General features: G+C 68.7%; 15 protein-coding genes. 10 read left to right on the forward strand and 5 right to left on the reverse strand.

What is annotated here, in order from left to right; translation table 11 throughout:
- Window positions 1-24: 24 nt before the first annotated feature.
- Window positions 25-1,962, reverse strand: coding sequence for a 1-deoxy-D-xylulose-5-phosphate synthase (gene dxs / locus ETD83_RS04975; protein WP_138643847.1), 1,938 nt, complete (start codon window positions 1,960-1,962; stop codon window positions 25-27).
- A 150-nt stretch (window positions 1,963-2,112) separates the two neighbouring features.
- Here dxs and idi point away from each other — a divergent pair, with 150 nt between their 5' ends.
- From idi to ETD83_RS05000, 5 genes are all read left to right on the forward strand, one after another.
- Window positions 2,113-2,691, forward strand: a complete 579-nt coding sequence (gene idi, locus ETD83_RS04980; RefSeq protein ID WP_138643848.1) for an isopentenyl-diphosphate Delta-isomerase — start codon at window positions 2,113-2,115, stop codon at window positions 2,689-2,691.
- 134 nt (window positions 2,692-2,825) lie between these two features.
- Window positions 2,826-4,130, forward strand: coding sequence for an ABC transporter substrate-binding protein (locus ETD83_RS04985; RefSeq protein WP_230420688.1), 1,305 nt, complete (start codon window positions 2,826-2,828; stop codon window positions 4,128-4,130).
- A gap of 4 nt (window positions 4,131-4,134) precedes the next feature.
- Window positions 4,135-5,028: a carbohydrate ABC transporter permease gene (locus tag ETD83_RS04990; protein WP_230420689.1), complete on the forward strand. Its 894-nt coding sequence runs from the start codon at window positions 4,135-4,137 to the stop codon at window positions 5,026-5,028.
- A complete protein-coding gene (locus ETD83_RS04995) occupies window positions 5,025-5,867 on the forward strand; it encodes a carbohydrate ABC transporter permease (RefSeq protein ID WP_407921471.1) in 843 nt (280 codons plus the stop codon). The genes ETD83_RS04990 and ETD83_RS04995 overlap by 4 nt, the downstream gene beginning before the upstream one ends.
- Window positions 5,868-6,114: 247 nt before the next feature.
- Window positions 6,115-6,555 (forward strand): ASCH domain-containing protein, encoded by a 441-nt coding sequence (locus ETD83_RS05000; protein WP_138643850.1) that lies wholly within the window; start codon window positions 6,115-6,117, stop codon window positions 6,553-6,555.
- A 4-nt stretch (window positions 6,556-6,559) separates the two neighbouring features.
- Here the strand turns inward: ETD83_RS05000 and mug are convergent, their stop codons facing one another.
- Entirely contained in the window at window positions 6,560-7,123 is a 564-nt protein-coding gene (mug, locus tag ETD83_RS05005) for a G/U mismatch-specific DNA glycosylase (protein ID WP_138643851.1), read from the reverse strand.
- A 163-nt stretch (window positions 7,124-7,286) separates the two neighbouring features.
- On the opposite strand from mug, the gene ETD83_RS05010 reads away from it, so the two are divergent.
- Window positions 7,287-7,913, forward strand: a complete 627-nt coding sequence (locus ETD83_RS05010) for a Uma2 family endonuclease (protein WP_171064019.1) — start codon at window positions 7,287-7,289, stop codon at window positions 7,911-7,913.
- A 22-nt stretch (window positions 7,914-7,935) separates the two neighbouring features.
- Here ETD83_RS05010 and ETD83_RS05015 read toward each other — a convergent pair whose 3' ends face one another.
- Window positions 7,936-8,874 carry an aldo/keto reductase gene (locus ETD83_RS05015; RefSeq protein ID WP_138643853.1) on the reverse strand — a complete coding sequence of 313 codons (939 nt, stop codon included), beginning with the start codon at window positions 8,872-8,874 and terminating at the stop codon, window positions 7,936-7,938.
- A gap of 72 nt (window positions 8,875-8,946) precedes the next feature.
- On the opposite strand from ETD83_RS05015, the gene ETD83_RS05020 reads away from it, so the two are divergent.
- Window positions 8,947-9,567 carry a LysE family translocator gene (locus ETD83_RS05020; protein WP_138643854.1) on the forward strand — a complete coding sequence of 207 codons (621 nt, stop codon included), beginning with the start codon at window positions 8,947-8,949 and terminating at the stop codon, window positions 9,565-9,567.
- A gap of 43 nt (window positions 9,568-9,610) precedes the next feature.
- Here the strand turns inward: ETD83_RS05020 and acnA are convergent, their stop codons facing one another.
- Together acnA and ETD83_RS05030 are read right to left on the reverse strand one after the other, a co-directional pair.
- On the reverse strand, window positions 9,611-12,376 hold the full coding sequence (acnA, locus tag ETD83_RS05025; protein ID WP_138643855.1) for an aconitate hydratase AcnA: 2,766 nt from the start codon (window positions 12,374-12,376) through the stop codon (window positions 9,611-9,613).
- Window positions 12,377-12,588: 212 nt separating this feature from the next.
- Complete coding sequence (locus ETD83_RS05030) at window positions 12,589-13,926, reverse strand: HNH endonuclease signature motif containing protein (protein ID WP_138643856.1); 1,338 nt, start codon at window positions 13,924-13,926, stop codon at window positions 12,589-12,591.
- Window positions 13,927-14,319: 393 nt separating this feature from the next.
- Here ETD83_RS05030 and ETD83_RS05035 point away from each other — a divergent pair, with 393 nt between their 5' ends.
- From ETD83_RS05035 to ETD83_RS05045, 3 genes are all read left to right on the forward strand, one after another.
- Window positions 14,320-14,805, forward strand: a complete 486-nt coding sequence (locus ETD83_RS05035) for a PPOX class F420-dependent oxidoreductase (RefSeq protein WP_138643857.1) — start codon at window positions 14,320-14,322, stop codon at window positions 14,803-14,805.
- A gap of 63 nt (window positions 14,806-14,868) precedes the next feature.
- Window positions 14,869-15,174: a DUF1905 domain-containing protein gene (locus ETD83_RS05040; RefSeq protein WP_138643858.1), complete on the forward strand. Its 306-nt coding sequence runs from the start codon at window positions 14,869-14,871 to the stop codon at window positions 15,172-15,174.
- A 21-nt stretch (window positions 15,175-15,195) separates the two neighbouring features.
- Entirely contained in the window at window positions 15,196-16,131 is a 936-nt protein-coding gene (locus ETD83_RS05045; RefSeq protein ID WP_138643859.1) for an aminoglycoside phosphotransferase family protein, read from the forward strand.
- Window positions 16,132-16,136: the final 5 nt, after the last annotated feature.

Raw genomic sequence — 16,136 nt, forward strand, 5'->3', positions numbered from 1 at the left:
GTATTACGAAGTGTCGTTGCAGTACTAGTCGCGGTCGGACGTCTCCTGGTCGGACGCGGCGTGCGCGTCGGACTCGGGCGAGGTGATCCGCGCGATGTGCTCGGTGATGTCACGGGCGAGGGCCTGCGGGGTCAGGCCGATGTCGGCGAGGATCTCGCCGCGGGCGGCGTGGTCGAGGAACTCCTGCGGGATGCCGAACGTGCGGATCGGGGCGTCGACGCCCTCGTCGCGCAGCAGCCGGGCGACGGCGTCGCCGACGGCGCCGGTGCGGCCGTTGTCCTCCGCGACGGCGACGAGCGCGTGCTCGCGGGCGATGCCGGCGAGCGCCGGGTCGAGCGGCTTCACCCACCGGGGGTCGACGACCGTGACGCCGATGCCCTGCGCGGCGACCAGCTCGGCGGCCTCGACCGCGGGCGTCGCCATCGACCCGGCCGCGACCAGCAGGACGCGGGTGCCGTTGGAGCCGTCGTGGCGGGCGAGGACGTCCATGTCGCCCGCCTTGCCGACGGCCTCGATGTCGGCGGCGGCGGAGCCCTTCGGGTAGCGGATCGCGGTCGGGCCGTCCGACACGGCGACGCATTCGCGCAGCAGCTCGCGCAGCCGGGCCCCGTCGCGCGGGACGGCGATCCGCATGCCGGGGACGAGCTGCAGGATCGACAGGTCCCACATGCCGTTGTGACTGGGGCCGTCGTCGCCGGTCACGCCAGAGCGGTCGAGGGCGAACGTGACGGGCTGCCCGTGCAGCGCCGTGTCCATCAGGACCTGGTCGAACGCGCGGTTGAGGAACGTCGCGTACACCGCCACGACCGGGTGCAGCCCGCCCATCGCGAGCCCGGTGGCGGACGTGACGGCGTGCTGCTCGGCGATGCCGACGTCGAAGATGCGGTCGGGGAACGCCTCGGCGAACGGCGCGAGCCCGACCGGGTGGAGCATCGCGGCCGTGATGCCGACCACGTCGCGGCGCTCGCGGCCGATCGCGACCATCTCCTCGCCGAAGATCTTCGTCCAGGCGGGGCCGCCCGACTTGCGGACGAACTGCCCGGTGGCGGGGTCGAACGCGCCGCCGCCGTGCATGCAGTCTTCCTCGTCGTTCTCGGCCGGGGCGTAGCCGCGTCCCTTGGTGGTGATGCAGTGCACGATGACGGGACGGCCGAACCCGCGGGCCCGGCGCAGCGCGCGCTCCACGGCGTCCTCGTCGTGGCCGTCGATCGGGCCGACGTACTTGATGCCGAGGTCCTCGAACATGGCCTGCGGCTGGAGGACGTCCTTGATGCCCTTCTTGATGCCGTGCAGCGCCTCGTAGGCGACGTTGCCGACGACCGGCGCGCGCGGCACGGTCTTCTTGATGAGGCTGAGCGCGTTCTCGTAGCCCTGGGTGACGCGCAGGTCGGCCAGGTGGGAGGCGAGCCCGCCGATCGTCGGCGAGTACGAGCGGCCGTTGTCGTTGACGACGATGATGACGGGACGGTCGGCCCCGGCGGCGATGTTGTTGAGCGCCTCCCAGCACATGCCGCCCGTCAGCGCGCCGTCGCCGACGACCGCGACCACGGCGCGGTCGTCCTCGCCGCGGAGCTGGAACGCCTTGGCGAACCCGTCGGCGTACGACAGGGCGGGCGAGGCGTGCGAGTTCTCGATGATGTCGTGCTCGGACTCGGCGCGGCTCGGGTAGCCCGACAGGCCGCCGCGCTTGCGCAGCCGCTCGAAGTCGTGCCGCCCGGTCAGCATCTTGTGCACGTACGCCTGGTGGCCCGTGTCGAACAGGAGCTTGTCGTGCGGTGAGTCGAAGACCCGGTGCAGCGCGATCGTCAGCTCGACCGCGCCGAGGTTCGGGCCGAGGTGGCCGCCGGTCTTGGAGACCGCCTGGACGAGGAACTCGCGGATCTCCTCCGCGAGCCGGGGCAGTTGAGCGGCGTCCAGTCGTTTGAGGTCGGCGGGACCTGTGATCGACTCCAGCAGGCTCACTCGTGTCAACTCCTCCGTGGGGGATCGGGTCTCCCCTGGCTCGGGCCGTTCCGAGTTTAATCCCGGTTCGCCCGCGACGCGCCGGAGGCCGGCTGCCCCCGGGGTGTGAAACGGCTGACCCCGGCGGCGCGCATGGGGTAGGACTGGAGCATGGGCGTCGAAGAGATTGTGCTGCTCAACGCGGACGACGAGGCCGTCGGAACGGCTCCGAAGGGCGCGAGCCACCATAGGGACACGCCGTACCACCTGGCCTTTTCCTGCTACGTGGTGGACACGGAGGGTCGCGTCCTGATCACTCAGCGCGCCCTCGGCAAGCGGACGTTCCCGGGCGTGTGGACGGGAAGCTGCTGCGGTCACCCCGGTCCGGGCGAGAAGCTGCGCGACGCCGTGCTCCGGCGGCTGCGCGACGAGCTGGGCATTCCGGACGCGGAGCTCATGTCCGTCCTCCCCCGGTTCCAGTACCGGGCCGTCGCGGCGGACGGGACCGTCGAGAACGAGCGCTGCCCGGTCGTGCGCGCGACCGTCCCGGCGAACAGGACAGTCCACCGCAATCCCGACGAGGTCGAGCGGGCGGAATGGTGGACGTGGGACCAGTGCCTGGAGCTGACCGGTCGGCCCGAGTCGTCGCCGTGGTACCGCCTCCAGCTCGCCGAGCTCGCGCCTCTCGGCGCGCCCCTGGACTGGCCGGACGCGGGCCCCGGCGACCTGCCGCCCGCCATCGCCTGGTAGCTCCCGCGCCTCCCGCGCTCCATGGCGGAGCGTGGCGCTCGCATCACCGCTAGATCACTTTTCCGTCCCCGGTGTTGACCCGCGCGGGCGTCCGAACGGACGCTTGCTTTTCCGGGGAACGGAGGAATCGGACGATGCGACGACGTGCTCCCAGGAACCGCCGGGCGGTCTTCGCGGCCGTGGCGATGGCCGGCGCGCTGGCCCTGACGGCCTGCGGCGCGAACGAGGACGAGGGCTCGAACGACAAGTCCCAGGTCGAGGTCTTCTCCTGGTGGACCGGTCCGGGCGAGGCCGACGGGCTGAAGGCCATGCAGGCCGACTTCGAGAAGAAGAACCCGGGCACCAAGTTCGTCAACGCGGCCATCGCGGGCGGGTCGGGCACGCAGGCGAAGGCCGTACTGGCGAGCCGGCTGCAGAACCGCAAGCCGCCGGACTCGTTCCAGGGCCACGCGGGCGCGGAGCTGCTCGACTACATCAAGGCCGGGCAGATCGAGCCGCTGGACGACTTCTACCAGCAGAACAACCTGACGTCGGTGTATCCGCAGCAGCTCATCGACCAGATCACCTACCAGGGCAAGATCTACTCGGTGCCGGTGAACATCCACCGGTCCAACGTCCTCTGGTACAACCCGGGCATCCTCAAGGACGCCGGGATCTCCGCGCCGCCGGCGTCGATCGCGGAGTTCATCACCGCGCTGAAGGCCGTCAAGGAGAAGACGAAGAAGGTCCCGCTGTCGCTCGGCGCGCAGTGGACGGCCGACCACCTGCTGGAGAACGTCCTGCTCGGCGATCTCGGCACCGACGCCTACAACGCGCTGTGGAAGCCGGGCGCCGACTGGAGCACCCCGGCCGTCACCAAGGCGCTGAACGACTTCGCCGAGATCATGAGGTACACGACGCTGGAGGCCGCGTCCACGGACTGGCAGGGCGCCGCGAAGGCCGTCGTGGACGGCAAGGCCGCATTCAACATCATGGGCGACTGGGCGTACGGCTACTTCGTCGGAAGCGCGCCGAACGGCCTCGGCAAGAAGCTCGACACCGATTTCAAATATGCGGCCGCGCCGGGTACCGAGGGCACTTACATGTGGCTGTCGGACAGCTTCACCCTCCCCAAGAGCGCGCCGCACCGGGCCGGGGCCCTCGCGTGGCTGAAGGAGGTGTCCAGCAAGGAGGGGCAGGACCTGTTCAACCCGAAGAAGGGCTCCATCCCCGCCCGCAAGGACGCCGACAAGAGCCTCTACACGGGCTACCTGAAGGACGCGTTCGAACAGTGGAACAGCCCGAACATCAAGCTGGCGGGCTCGTTCTGGCACGGCGTGAACGCCAACAACAAATGGCACACCGACATCGACACCGCGGTGGGTCTCTTCCTCCAGAACAAGGACGCGGCCAAACTGCAGCAGGCACTGGTGAGCGCGGCCAAGAACAGCGGCCTGTGAACCGGTGAAGTTCCGCCGTAGCAGGAAGTGGCTGCCCGGTCTGCTGCTGCTCTCGCCGTCCATCGTCGCGATCGGCCTGTTCGTCTACGGGCTCATCTTCTGGAACACGCGGGTCGCGCTGAGCGGAAAGCACGACGAGGTCAGCGAGTACGGGTTCGACAAGGGGAAGAACTTCGTCGACCTGTGGGACCAGCCGAGCTGGCCGGGCGCCGTCCAGAACGCCCTGGTGTTCACGGCCGTGTTCGTCGTCGGCGCCCTGGTGCTCGGCGCGTTCCTTGCGTTCCTGATGGACAAGGGGATCCGCGGCGAGGCGTCGTTCCGCGTCATCTACCTGTTCCCGATGGCGGTGTCGTTCATCGCCAGCGGCGTGGTGTGGCGCTGGCTGATGAACCCGGCGCCGCCGGAGCGCGCGGTCGGGTTCAACCAGCTGTTCGACAAGCTCCACCTGGGGGCGCTGGCGAACAGCTGGTGGCAGGACCCGACCTGGGGCATGGCGGCGATGGCCCTCCCCGCCATCTGGCAGATGTCCGGATATGTCATGGCTTTGTATCTGGCGGGCTTCCGAAGTGTGCCGGAGGAGCTGCGGGAGGCGGCGCGGGTGGACGGCGCGTCCGAGTGGAAGGTGTACCGGTACGTCGTGTTCCCGCAGCTCCGCCCGATCACGCTGTCCGCACTGATCATCCTCGGGCACATCTCGCTCAAGGTGTTCGACCTGATCATGGCGATCGCGGGCAAGCAGATCGTCACCTATGTCCCGGCCGTCGCCACCTTCGTCGAGATCTTCGACCGGCACGACCCGGCCAACGGCGCCACGATCGCCACGTACCTGCTGGTGGCGGTCGCCGTCCTGGTGATCCCCTACCTGGTGTGGTCGGTGCGCGGGGAGCGGTCCCGGTGACCGCCCCGGTGCCCACCGCGGGCCGTCCCGTGCAGGCGGTGAAGCTGGCCGTCCTGCTCGCCTTCGTCCTGCTGTTCCTGATCCCCGTCTACGTCCTCGTCGTCACGAGCTTCAAGCCGCTGGACGAGGCGGACCCGAGCAGCGCGTGGAGCCTGCCGCGCCACTGGAGCACGTCCGGCTGGAGCGCGGCGTGGGACGAGCTGCGCCCCGGCCTGGAGAACAGCGTCAAGATCGCCGTCTCGGGTTCGCTGATCTCCGCCGTGCTCGGCTCGCTGAACGGCTACGTCCTGTCGAAATGGCGGTTCCCCGGCTCCGACGTGGTCTTCACGCTGTTCCTGTTCGGCATGTTCATCCCCTACCAGGCGGTGATGATCCCGCTGGCCGGGCTGCTCACGGACATGGAGCTGTCCGGGACGATCCGCGGCCTGATCCTGGCCCACGTCGTGTACGGCATCCCGATCTGCACGCTCATCTTCCGGAACTATTACGTCACCGTCCCCGACGAGCTGATCGAGGCGGCCCGCGTGGACGGCGCCGGAATGCTCCGCACCTACTGGTCCATCATGCTGCCCGTCTCCGGCCCGGCCTTCGCGGTCACGCTGATCTGGCAGTTCACCTCGATGTGGAACGACTTCCTTTTCGCCGTCTTCCTGGGCGCGCCCGACAGCTGGCCGGTCACGGTGATGCTGAACAACACGGCGGGTTCGGGGGCGGTGGCCGTCCAGTACAACCAGCAGATGGCCTCGGCGCTGCTGGCGTCGCTGCCGACCGTCCTCGTCTACCTGCTTCTCGGACGGTTCTTCATGCGCGGCCTAATGGCGGGAGCACTGAAGGGATGAGCCACTCCCGACCGTCAACCTGGCAACAACCTCACGCGTCACATGGATGACCAGAGGAAATCGGATGGGAATCGATCGGCTTTCCGATCGCCCCATACCAGGACGGCGACCCGCTCGCCTCGTCCATTGGCAATTCCGCCGGGATGCGCCTAACCTCTCGGGCATCACTGCGCGGTGCGCCGGCGTCTCGCCGGGCCTCGGGGGATCCCGTGGCGGTGAAGGGACGGGAGAACATGGAGGAGACCGCGTGCAGGCGATCAGTGTTCAGCAGCCCTGGGCCTTCACGATCGCGCGCGGCGGCAAGACCGTCTCGAACCAGGGCCTGCCGACCGCCTACCGAGGCCCGCTGCTGATCCACGCCTCGATGCGCGTCGACCTGAAGGCCTGCGACTCCCCGCTCATCCAGGCCGCCGGCTGGGACCCCCGCGACCCCCTCGCCACCATCGGCGCCGTCATCGCGATGGCCGACCTCGACGAGGTCTGCTCGGCCACCGTCACGGGCGGCTCCTGCGACTGCGGCCCCTGGTCGGAGCCGGGGACGCACCACTGGCGCCTCGCGGGCGTCCGGGCCCTCCCCCGCCCGATCGTGGCCCTGGGCCGGCCGGGCCTCTGGGAGCCGAAGCCCACCCTCATCCAGACGGTCACCACCATGGTCACCACGGCGGCCGCTCTCGACCCCACGTCCTGAGCCCTCACGTCGCCCTGAGCGCTTCGGCGGCCTCACGCAGGCGGGCGAATTCGGCGACGATCCGGTCAAGCGGCCACGAGGCGTTCAGCCCGCTCGGATTGGGCAGGACCCACACCTTCGCGGCACCGAACCCATCGTCCTGCGGACCGATCTGAGCCCGCGGCCGCCCAAAAGCGGTGCGATAAGCGGTGACCCCGGCGACAGCGAGGTAGGACGGCCGGTAACGCTCGACGAGCTCGGCAAGCCGCCGTCCGCCCTCCCGAAGCTCGACATCGCTCAACTCGTCGGCACGAGCCGTCGTCCGATGCGCCAGATTGGTGATCCCGAGCCCATAGGAGGGCAGAAGCCCCTGCTCGGACGGATCCAGAAGCCGATCGGTGAACCCCGACCGATACAGCGCGGGCCAGAACCGGTTCCCAGGCCGCGCGAAGTGAAAACCGGTCGCCCCGGAGTAGAGCCCAGGGTTGATACCGCTGAAAAGCACTCGCAACGACCCGCCGTCCGCAGGCAGAACGTCAGCGATGACCCGATCGCGAGCAGCCTCCAGCTCACCCTTCGTAGGACGCATCACCCCAGATTACGGACGACCACCGTCATCAGCAGGCCCACCACCGCGCATCCACCGAGCTCCGCTCCATACAGTCATCGGATCGCTACTCTAGGTCGTGAACGTCGGGCGGGTAATGTTGTCCCCACATCGATCTGTCGTGCCATCCGATGGGAGCAGGGCCGTGAGCGTCGCGCATGACCATGGCGGTTTTGGTCCGTACACAGCCGAAGATCTGCACGCCCGAGAGGACGAAGGCCGAGGCCTTGAACTCGAGGACGGGTGGCTGATCGAGATGTCTCCAAGCGCGCCCCACAACTGGGTGGCCATGCAGCTCGGGGAGCTGCTGAAGACGGCCGGGGCAGAAGCCGACGTGTTCGTCGCCGTCGGCGGCGAATGGGAGATCAGCACTCCGGCCGGTATCCGGAAGCCCGATCTCTTCATGGTGCCGAAGGGTGTGGCGCACGCCTCGATCGTGAACCGCAGTCCGGTCATCATCCCCGGCGGTGAGCTGCTTCTGGTCGTCGAGGTCATATCACCGGGCGGTGCGAGCGAACGCACCGACCGCGTACGGAAGCTCCGGGAATACGCCGTGCTCGGCATCCCCCAATACTGGATGGTCGAGTTCACGCCTCGGCCCAGGGTGCACGTCTTCACGCTCGGCGGCGATGATCCCGCGTGTCCGCCCGCAGGGGCCTCCGGTTACCGCCTGGACCGCACGATCGAAGGCGGGCAGCCCGTCGACGCGAAGATCGAGGCGGCCAGGCCGTTCACGGTCCGGTTCGACCCACGGAAGCTCATCGAGTTCTAGATCAGGTTGCGGGCGATGAGGGTCAGGCGGAGGCGTCGGTGAGGCGCTGGAGCTGGTCGCCGGTCAGGACCGTGTCGTCCACGTCGACGAGCGGCGGGAGCTGCTCGAGGGTGCGGGCGCTGGCGATGGGGGCGGCGACGGTCGGCTGTGCGGCGAGCCACGCCAGCGCGATGGTCGCGACGGCCTTGTCCTGTTCCTCGGCGACGATGTCGAGGGCGGCGAGGACCTTGCGGCCGCGTTCGGTGTCGAGGTGCTTGGCCGCGCCTCCGGCCCGGACGCTGTCGACGTTGGCTCCGGGACGGTACTTGCCCGTCAGGAAGCCGGAGGCGAGGCCGTAGTACGGGACGGCGGCCAGCCCGTGGCGTTCGGCGATGGCGCGGCGCTCGCCCTCGTAGGTGTCGCGGGAGACGAGGTTGTAGTGCGGCTGGATGGCGACGTAGCGGGCGGTTCCCTCGCGTTCGCTGAACTCCAGGGACGCCTCCAGCCGGTCGAGCTCGATGTTGGACACCGCGATCTGCCGGATCTTGCCCGCGGTGACGAGCTCGTCCAGCGTCGTCATGATCTCTTCGACGGGGACGGACGGGTCGTCGAAGTGCGTGTAGTAGAGGTCGATGCGGTCGGTGCGGAGCCGTGTGAGCGAGGCGTCCACGGCGGCTCTCATCGTCGGCGCGGACAGGCCCTGGTGGTCGGGGTGGCGGCCGCCCTTGGACGCGATCACGAGGTCGTCGCGGTTGCGGCGGGCCGTCGTCCAGTCGCCGATGATGGTCTCGGACTCGCCGCCGCGGTTTCCGTCGACCCACGCCGAGTACTGGTCGGCGGTGTCGAGGAAGGTGCCGCCGGCCCCGGCGTAGGCGTCCAGGATCTCGAAGGAGCGGTCCCGGTCGGCGGTCCAGCCGAAGACATTGCCGCCGAGCGCGAGCGGGAAGACGTCCAGGTCGCCGATCTTCTTCGTGTCAGCCATGGTCCGATCCAATCAAATTCCCGTCGGCCCGTTCCCGCAGCGCCCCGGAACATGCCTGGCAGAATGGAACGCATGCTCACGGCTTGCCTCGCTTTCGCCGCGGTGGCCGCCCTTGTGACGATCACCCCCGGCGTGGACACGATGCTCGTCCTGCGCACGACCGTGACCAGTGGACGGCGAACGGGCTATCTCGCCGGTGCCGGGGTGGCGTCGGGCCTGCTGTGCTGGGCGGCGGCGAGCGCCGCCGGGCTGACCGCGCTGCTGGCGGCGTCCCAGATCGCATTCGACGTGCTGCGCGTCGCGGGCGCGTGCTACCTGCTGTGGCTGGGCGGGCAGGCGCTGTGGAAGGCCCGCCGGAAGACGCGGGATTCGGAGGAGGCGCCGGACGCGAGCGTCTCCGGTCTCACCGCGCTGCGCACGGGCCTGACGAGCAACCTGCTGAACCCCAAGGTCGGGGTCTTCTACATGAGCATGCTTCCGCAGTTCATCCCGCATGGCGCGCCGATGTTCGGGACGAGCATGCTCTTCGGCGTCATCCACGTCGCCGAGGTGCTGGTGTGGCTGGGGTTCGTCGTCGTCGCGGCGAGCGCGGCACGGCGCGTCCTGTCGCGTCCGGCGGTGAAGCGCCGCCTGCAGCAGGTCACGGGCGTGGCGTTCATCGGCTTCGGCGTCCGCCTGGCGGTGGAACGCTGAAACGGGCCGCCCCTTCAGGAGCGGCCCGCTTCGCTGGTGCGGCCTACTTGCGGATGAGGTTGCGCAGGACGTACTGGAGGATGCCGCCGTTGCGGTAGTAGTCCGCCTCACCGGGGGTGTCGATGCGGACGGTCGCGGTGAACTCCTTGCCGTCCGCCTTGACGGTGACCTCGTCGGGGACGCCGCCCTCGTTCATGGCGGTGACGCCGGTGATGTCGAACGTCTCGGTGCCGGTGAGGCCCAGGGACGCGGCGGAGTCGCCGTCCTTGAACTGGAGCGGCAGGACGCCGAGGCCGATGAGGTTGGAGCGGTGGATGCGCTCGTACGACTCGGCGATGACGGCGCGGACGCCGAGCAGCGCGGTGCCCTTCGCGGCCCAGTCGCGCGACGACCCGGAGCCGTACTCCTTGCCGGCGATGACGACGAGCGGGGTGTCCTGCGCGGCGTAGTTCTGCGCGGCGTCGTAGATGAACGCCTGGGGGGCGCCGTCCTGGGTGAAGTCGCGGGTGTAGCCGCCTTCGACGTCGTCCAGGAGCTGGTTGCGGAGCCGGATGTTGGCGAACGTCCCGCGGATCATGACCTCGTGGTTGCCGCGGCGCGAGCCGTAGGAGTTGAAGTCCTTGACGGCGACGCCGTTGTCCTGGAGGTACTGCGCGGCGGGCGTGCCGGCCTTGATGGACCCGGCCGGGGAGATGTGGTCGGTGGTGACCGAGTCGCCGAGCTTCGCCAGGACCCGCGCGCCGTGGATGTCGGTGACGGGCTCCGGCTCGGCGTTCATGCCGTCGAAGTACGGGGCCTTGCGGACGTAGGTGGACGACGGGTCCCACTCGAAGAGGTCGCCGGACGGGATGTCCAGGGCGGCCCAGCGCTGGTCGCCCTTGAAGACGTCGGCGTAGCTCTGCGTGAACATCTCCTGCCCGATGGACGACTCGACGATCGCGGCGACCTCCTCCGGCGCGGGCCAGATGTCGCGCAGGTGGACGGGCCCGTCGGTGCCGTCGGCGATCGGGTCGTTGAGGATGTCGATGTCCATCGTCCCGGCCAGGGCGTAGGCGATGACCAGCGGCGGGGACGCCAGGTAGTTCATCTTCACGTCGGGGCTGATGCGGCCCTCGAAGTTGCGGTTGCCGGACAGGACCGCCGTGACCGCGAGGTCGTTGTCGTTGACGGCCTTGGAGATCTCCGGCTGCAGCGGCCCGGTGTTGCCGATGCAGGTGGTGCAGCCGTACCCGACCAGGTTGAAACCGATCTTGTCGAGGTACGGGGTGAGCCCCGCGCGCTCCAGGTAGTCGGTGACGACCTGCGACCCGGGCGCGAGCGAGGTCTTGACCCACGGCTTGCGGGTCAGGCCCTTCTCCACCGCGTTCTTGGCGAGCAGCGCGGCACCGATCATCACGTACGGGTTGGACGTGTTGGTGCAGGACGTGATGGCGGCGACGGCGACATGCCCGTGGTCGAGCTCGAACGCCGTGCCGTCGTCCAGCGTGACGGGCACCCGGTTGTGGGGCCGGAAGGAGCCGTTGGGGTCGACGTGCCGCGGCTTGTCGCCGCTCGTGTCGTGGCTGATCGCCGGGGAGTCGGAGGCGGGGAAGGACTCGTTGGACGCCTCGTCCGCCGCGCCCTGGACGCTCGCGACGTAGTTCTGCACGTCCCGGCGCCAGGTCTGCTTGGCGGCCGAGAGGGAGATCCGGTCCTGCGGGCGCTTCGGCCCGGCCAGGGACGGGACGACCGTCGCGAGGTCGAGCTCCATGTACTCGGAGAACTCGGGCTCCACCGACGGGTCGAGCCACAGCCCCTGCGCCTTCGCGTACGCCTCGACGAGCGCGATCTGCTCCTCGCTCCGTCCGGTCAGCCGCAGGTAGCTCAGCGTCTCGTCGTCGATCGGGAAGATCGCGCAGGTGGACCCGAACTCGGGGCTCATGTTGCCGATCGTGGCACGGTTCGCCAGCGGCAGCGCGTGCACGCCCTCGCCGTAGAACTCGACGAACTTGCCGACGACGCCGTGCTCCCGCAGCATCTCGGTGACGGTCAGCACCAGGTCGGTCGCGGTCGTCCCGGCGGGCAGCTCACCGCTCAGCTTGAAGCCCACGACGCGCGGGATGAGCATCGAGATCGGCTGCCCGAGCATCGCGGCCTCCGCCTCGATGCCGCCGACGCCCCACCCGAGCACGCCGATGCCGTTCTCCATCGTGGTGTGCGAGTCGGTGCCGACGCAGGTGTCGGGGTAGGCGACGCCGTCGCGGTCGAACACCACGCGGGCGAGGTGCTCGATGTTCACCTGGTGGACGATGCCGGTGCCGGGCGGGACGACCTTGAACTCGTCGAACGCCGTCTGCCCCCACCGCAGGAACTGGTACCGCTCCCGGTTGCGCTCGTACTCGCGCTGCACGTTGCGCTCGAACGCGTCCGGCGAGCCGAAGTAGTCGACGATGACGGAGTGGTCGATGACCATCTCGGCGGGCGCCAACGGATTGATCTTGCTCGCGTCCCCGCCCAGCTCCCGGACGGCCTCGCGCATCGTGGCGAGGTCCACCACGCACGGCACGCCGGTGAAGTCCTGCATGATCACGCGGGCCGGGGTGAACTGGATCTCCTTGCTCGGCTGGGCCTGCGCGTCCCACTGCGCGAGCGCGCGGATGTGGTCGGCCGTGACGTTCGCGCCGTCCTCGGTGCGCAGCAGGTTCTCCAGCAGCACCTTGAGGCTGTACGGGAGACGAGCCGAGCCCTCGACGGCGTCCAGCCGATAGATGTCATACGACCTGTCGCCCACCTGCAGCTTGTCACGGCTGCCGAAGCTGTTCGCGGACACGGACTCCTCCTCCGTCACCACCGCGCGTCCGGTCCGGGACATGAGCGCGCGGGCATGTATCGATCTTCAGCGGTTCAGTGCTCGCCTACCTTGATCCTGCCTTAGTCGGGCTTCCGACCGGGAATCAGGGCCGCCCAACTTCCGCCACTTTTCTCTTGATGTCAAGCTAACTTCAATTTATCTCGACATCAAGCTTCTTGCACCCCCGGCCCTCACTGCCGGTCGGAGCGGACGATGTACCAGGCACCGGACGGCGTCACCCAGAGGAGGAGCCCGGGCCACGGCTGATGGAGGTGCCAACCGGGGCTCTGTTTGAGCCGGTGGTGCCGCCTGCAGAGCGGGGCGAGGTTGCAGCGGCAGGTGATCCCGGGCCGCCAGGGCACGGTGTGGTCCAGGTCGCACCGGTGGGAGGGCTGGTTGCAGGTCGGAAACACACAGGTGGGAAAGCGGGCCTGGACTTCGCGGCGCAGCGCGGCCGGGGGCCGGTAGCCGGGCTGACGGTCGTGGCCGTGGCAGGCCGCGTCCCGAGCCGAGGCGAGTTCCTCACGAACACGCTGAGCGGCGGCGGCGATGGCGTCCGGCAACTCCGCCGGACGAACACGTCCGCGCACGTGCCCAAGCCGCCGGTCAATCACGGCGGCCAGGCCAGAGACGGCGTTGCCCGTGGGTAGATCGGGCTCGTGCGGGGGCCGGGGCGGGTCACTGGCGGGATCGGCCAGAAGGGTACGGATCGCGTCGGGGAGCTGGTGACCGTGGAGGAGTTGGGTAGCCAGATCAACGCGGATGCAGTGCAGAGGCCGAGGGTCACCATCACACTTCAGTCCCTGCGCCGCAGCGGTGATCTTGTTGTAGATGGCATGAGCGTCCTCGGAGGGCAGGTCACACAGGACCAGATCAGCAGTGCCAGCAGGGGTGTCGAACAATTCCAGCCTGCGGCTGCGGACCGCCTGGCGTTTGCGCTCTTCGACGGCTTCGAGCGCGAGCCGCTGGGCTATGCGCTTGATGCGGCGGCGTAGCTGCCCGGTGGTCTGCTCGGACGCCTTCGCCAGCGCCGCAGCCTCGACCCCACCGACGACCTGACAGGGCAGGCCGTCAGTGGTGTCGACGATGACACGGGCCTTGGCCAGGTCGATCCGTCCGGCTTCCAGAGCATCGCCAGTAGCGGCCAGCGGCCCGGACAAAGTCTCGGCCAGGTGCACCAGAGTGGCGGCGGTGTTCCCGGTAACCGTCAGCGCAGCGGCGACTTCCTCGGTGACCGACTCCCGCGCGGACAGGACCCGATAGTCGGGGGCACCCGCGTCCTCACGCCGCTGGGCAAGTTCAGCGATGGCGGCCAGTTCCCGAGCCTGAGCCCACGAGGTCTGCCGCCGAGCGGCGGCAGCGACCTGCAAGAGTTCATCATCGGTGAGATCAGCGAGCCGCTCCTTCCCACCCGACAGACAGATGGCAAGCTGCGGACCAGGCGGAAACCATTCCCGGTCACCCCACTCACGCTGATCCGCAATTCTAGAGACAATCTCAACGGGCACCGCCACAAACTTCACCCCCATCCCAAGAATTCACAACCTCCGATACCTCAATTATATGCCCCCTGACCAGCAACAACGGTGGACAATTCAGACACGCCACAGTTTTATCACCGCATTTTCCCTGGCCCCCTCACCCCAGCCGACGGCTTTTCGCGCGTAGCGCCGAACAACCGAACCCCGCACCCAACCAGCAGACGAACACCCAACCCCAACCCAACAACAGCAACCAACGTGACAGCAACCGTCGCAACGAGAAACGAGCGCTCACACCTTCGGAAGGCACCTCAGCCGTCCACCACAGCAACCGCACTTACACCAGAAGAAAAGAAAGCCCAGGCACGCGCCGGCAGAAAGAAGCGCACCAACCCCGCACCAACACAGACCCGCCCTAAGCAGCACCCGTAAGGTAAGCGCATGATCCGCAAGTGGGACGTCGTGTACTGGCTATGCAAACGCGCGCTCCACCCATCAGCCCGCCGAACGACATCGACTCCACCAAACAGGGCCTCGCGCCGCCTCCGCGGGCATGGCACCGCCCTAGTGGTGACATTCCGCGCCAACGGCGAAGCGGTGCCGACGCCCCTCTCCTGCGCCCTGGCGAACGGACGCCTCTACGCCAGCACCGCAGCGGACTCCGGAAAGGTGAAACGCATCCGCCGGAACCCACGCGTCCTCGTAACGCCGAGCACGGTCAGAGGCAAACCTCTAGGTCCGAAGGCCGAAGCGACCGCCCGGGTCCTGGAGTCCCACGAGGCCGAGCAAGCCGAGCGAATCCTGGACGGACGGTTCGGCGCACTCCTGCGGCTGTACCGCAAGGCGGTCGGTGCGAGGACAACAGACACCGCCTACCTGGAGATCACTCCAACGAGACCCACCGAACCGGACGACGACGACCGATGAGTTTCGAGCTCCCAGGAGGTCTCCCCTAAGAACCGCTCAACCAGCCCCGGGGAGGGACCTCAGATGACACCAACGACCAACACCAACACCAAGCAGCACACGCTCGACAAGCAGTTCAAGGCGTCCCTGCAGAAGAGCCCCGCCAAGGGCGGCTGGACATACGTCATCTGGCCCGAGTCGGCCGAGTTCTTCGGGACGCGCGGCCTGGTCAAAGTCAAGGGGACCATTGACGGGCACCCGTTCCAGGGGTCGTTCATGGCGCTCGGCGACGGCAACCACAAGCTGGCGGTCAAGGCGGAACTCCGCCAAGCACTGGGCAAGGACGTCGGCGACGAGGTCACCGTCCACCTGGATGAACGCCTCGGCTAACCCAATGGCAGGGTTGGTCTCATGCCCTCCACCCTGCCTCCGCCCGCACTCGTCCGCAACGCCCTGGAAGTCTGGGGCGCTGGCGGCCGACGATGGCTGGACGACCTGCCCACGATCATTGACGCCGTGGCTCGCGACTGGCGGCTGCGCGTAGGACGTCCGTTCGAGCTGAGCTACCACTGGGTGGCCGAGGCAACGCGGGAGGACGACGGCTCGGCGGTGGTGCTCAAACTCGGACCACCGCAGCCGGGCCATCTCGACATCGAGGCGGCGGCGCTCACCTTCTACGACGGTCGGGGCGCCGTCCGCCTGCTCGAACACGACCCGGAGCGCGGCGCGCTCCTGCTGGAACGCGCCACGCCCGGAACCTTGGCGCGCGCCCTGGTCCCGGGCAAGGACGAGGAGGCGACGGCCGACGTGATCGCCGTCATAAAGCGGCTGCATCGCACACCTCCGCCGGACTGCCCGCTACCGGACCTGTCCAGTGCGGGCACCTCGTTCACCGACCACCTGCGGCGCTTCCCGGGAGACGACCCGCTCCCCCGCCACCTGGTCGAGCGCGCGGGAAGCCTCTTTAACGAACTCTGCTCGGACAACACCGATCGGGTCGTCCTGCATGGCGACCTCCACCACGACAATGTCCTGCGGGCGACCCGCGAGCCGTGGCTGGCGATCGACCCGCACGGCTATGTCGGCGACCGCGGCTACGAAGCGGGAGCGCTGCTCTACAACCCCGACCCGGACGACCGCGACGAAGCCCTGCTCAAGCTGGTCCCGGCCCGCGTAGAGCAGCTTGCGGACGGCATGGCCCTCCCCCGCGAACGGGTGGAGGCGTGGGGCTTCGTCACAGCCGTCCTCTCCGAGGTCTGGACGGCCGAGTCCTGGACACCGGCCAACCGAACCCAGACCACCCGAGCCTTGGACGTAGCAACACACCTGCTCCCCCACCTGCCGTAGCGAGA

This window comes from Actinomadura soli (assembly GCF_005889715.1).
GTDB classification, from domain to species: domain Bacteria; phylum Actinomycetota; class Actinomycetes; order Streptosporangiales; family Streptosporangiaceae; genus Spirillospora; species Spirillospora soli.

Coding starts and splice junctions, on each gene's coding strand:
- ETD83_RS05035 (WP_138643857.1), top strand. CDS start 14,320: ATGATCCGCAAGTGGGACGTCGTGTACTGGCTATGCAAACGCGCGCTC.
- idi (WP_138643848.1), top strand. CDS start 2,113: ATGGGCGTCGAAGAGATTGTGCTGCTCAACGCGGACGACGAGGCCGTC.
- ETD83_RS04985 (WP_230420688.1), top strand. CDS start 2,826: ATGCGACGACGTGCTCCCAGGAACCGCCGGGCGGTCTTCGCGGCCGTG.
- ETD83_RS05040 (WP_138643858.1), top strand. CDS start 14,869: ATGACACCAACGACCAACACCAACACCAAGCAGCACACGCTCGACAAG.
- ETD83_RS05020 (WP_138643854.1), top strand. CDS start 8,947: ATGCTCACGGCTTGCCTCGCTTTCGCCGCGGTGGCCGCCCTTGTGACG.
- ETD83_RS05045 (WP_138643859.1), top strand. CDS start 15,196: ATGCCCTCCACCCTGCCTCCGCCCGCACTCGTCCGCAACGCCCTGGAA.
- ETD83_RS05030 (WP_138643856.1), bottom strand. CDS start 13,926: ATGGGGGTGAAGTTTGTGGCGGTGCCCGTTGAGATTGTCTCTAGAATT.
- mug (WP_138643851.1), bottom strand. CDS start 7,123: ATGCGTCCTACGAAGGGTGAGCTGGAGGCTGCTCGCGATCGGGTCATC.
- ETD83_RS05015 (WP_138643853.1), bottom strand. CDS start 8,874: ATGGCTGACACGAAGAAGATCGGCGACCTGGACGTCTTCCCGCTCGCG.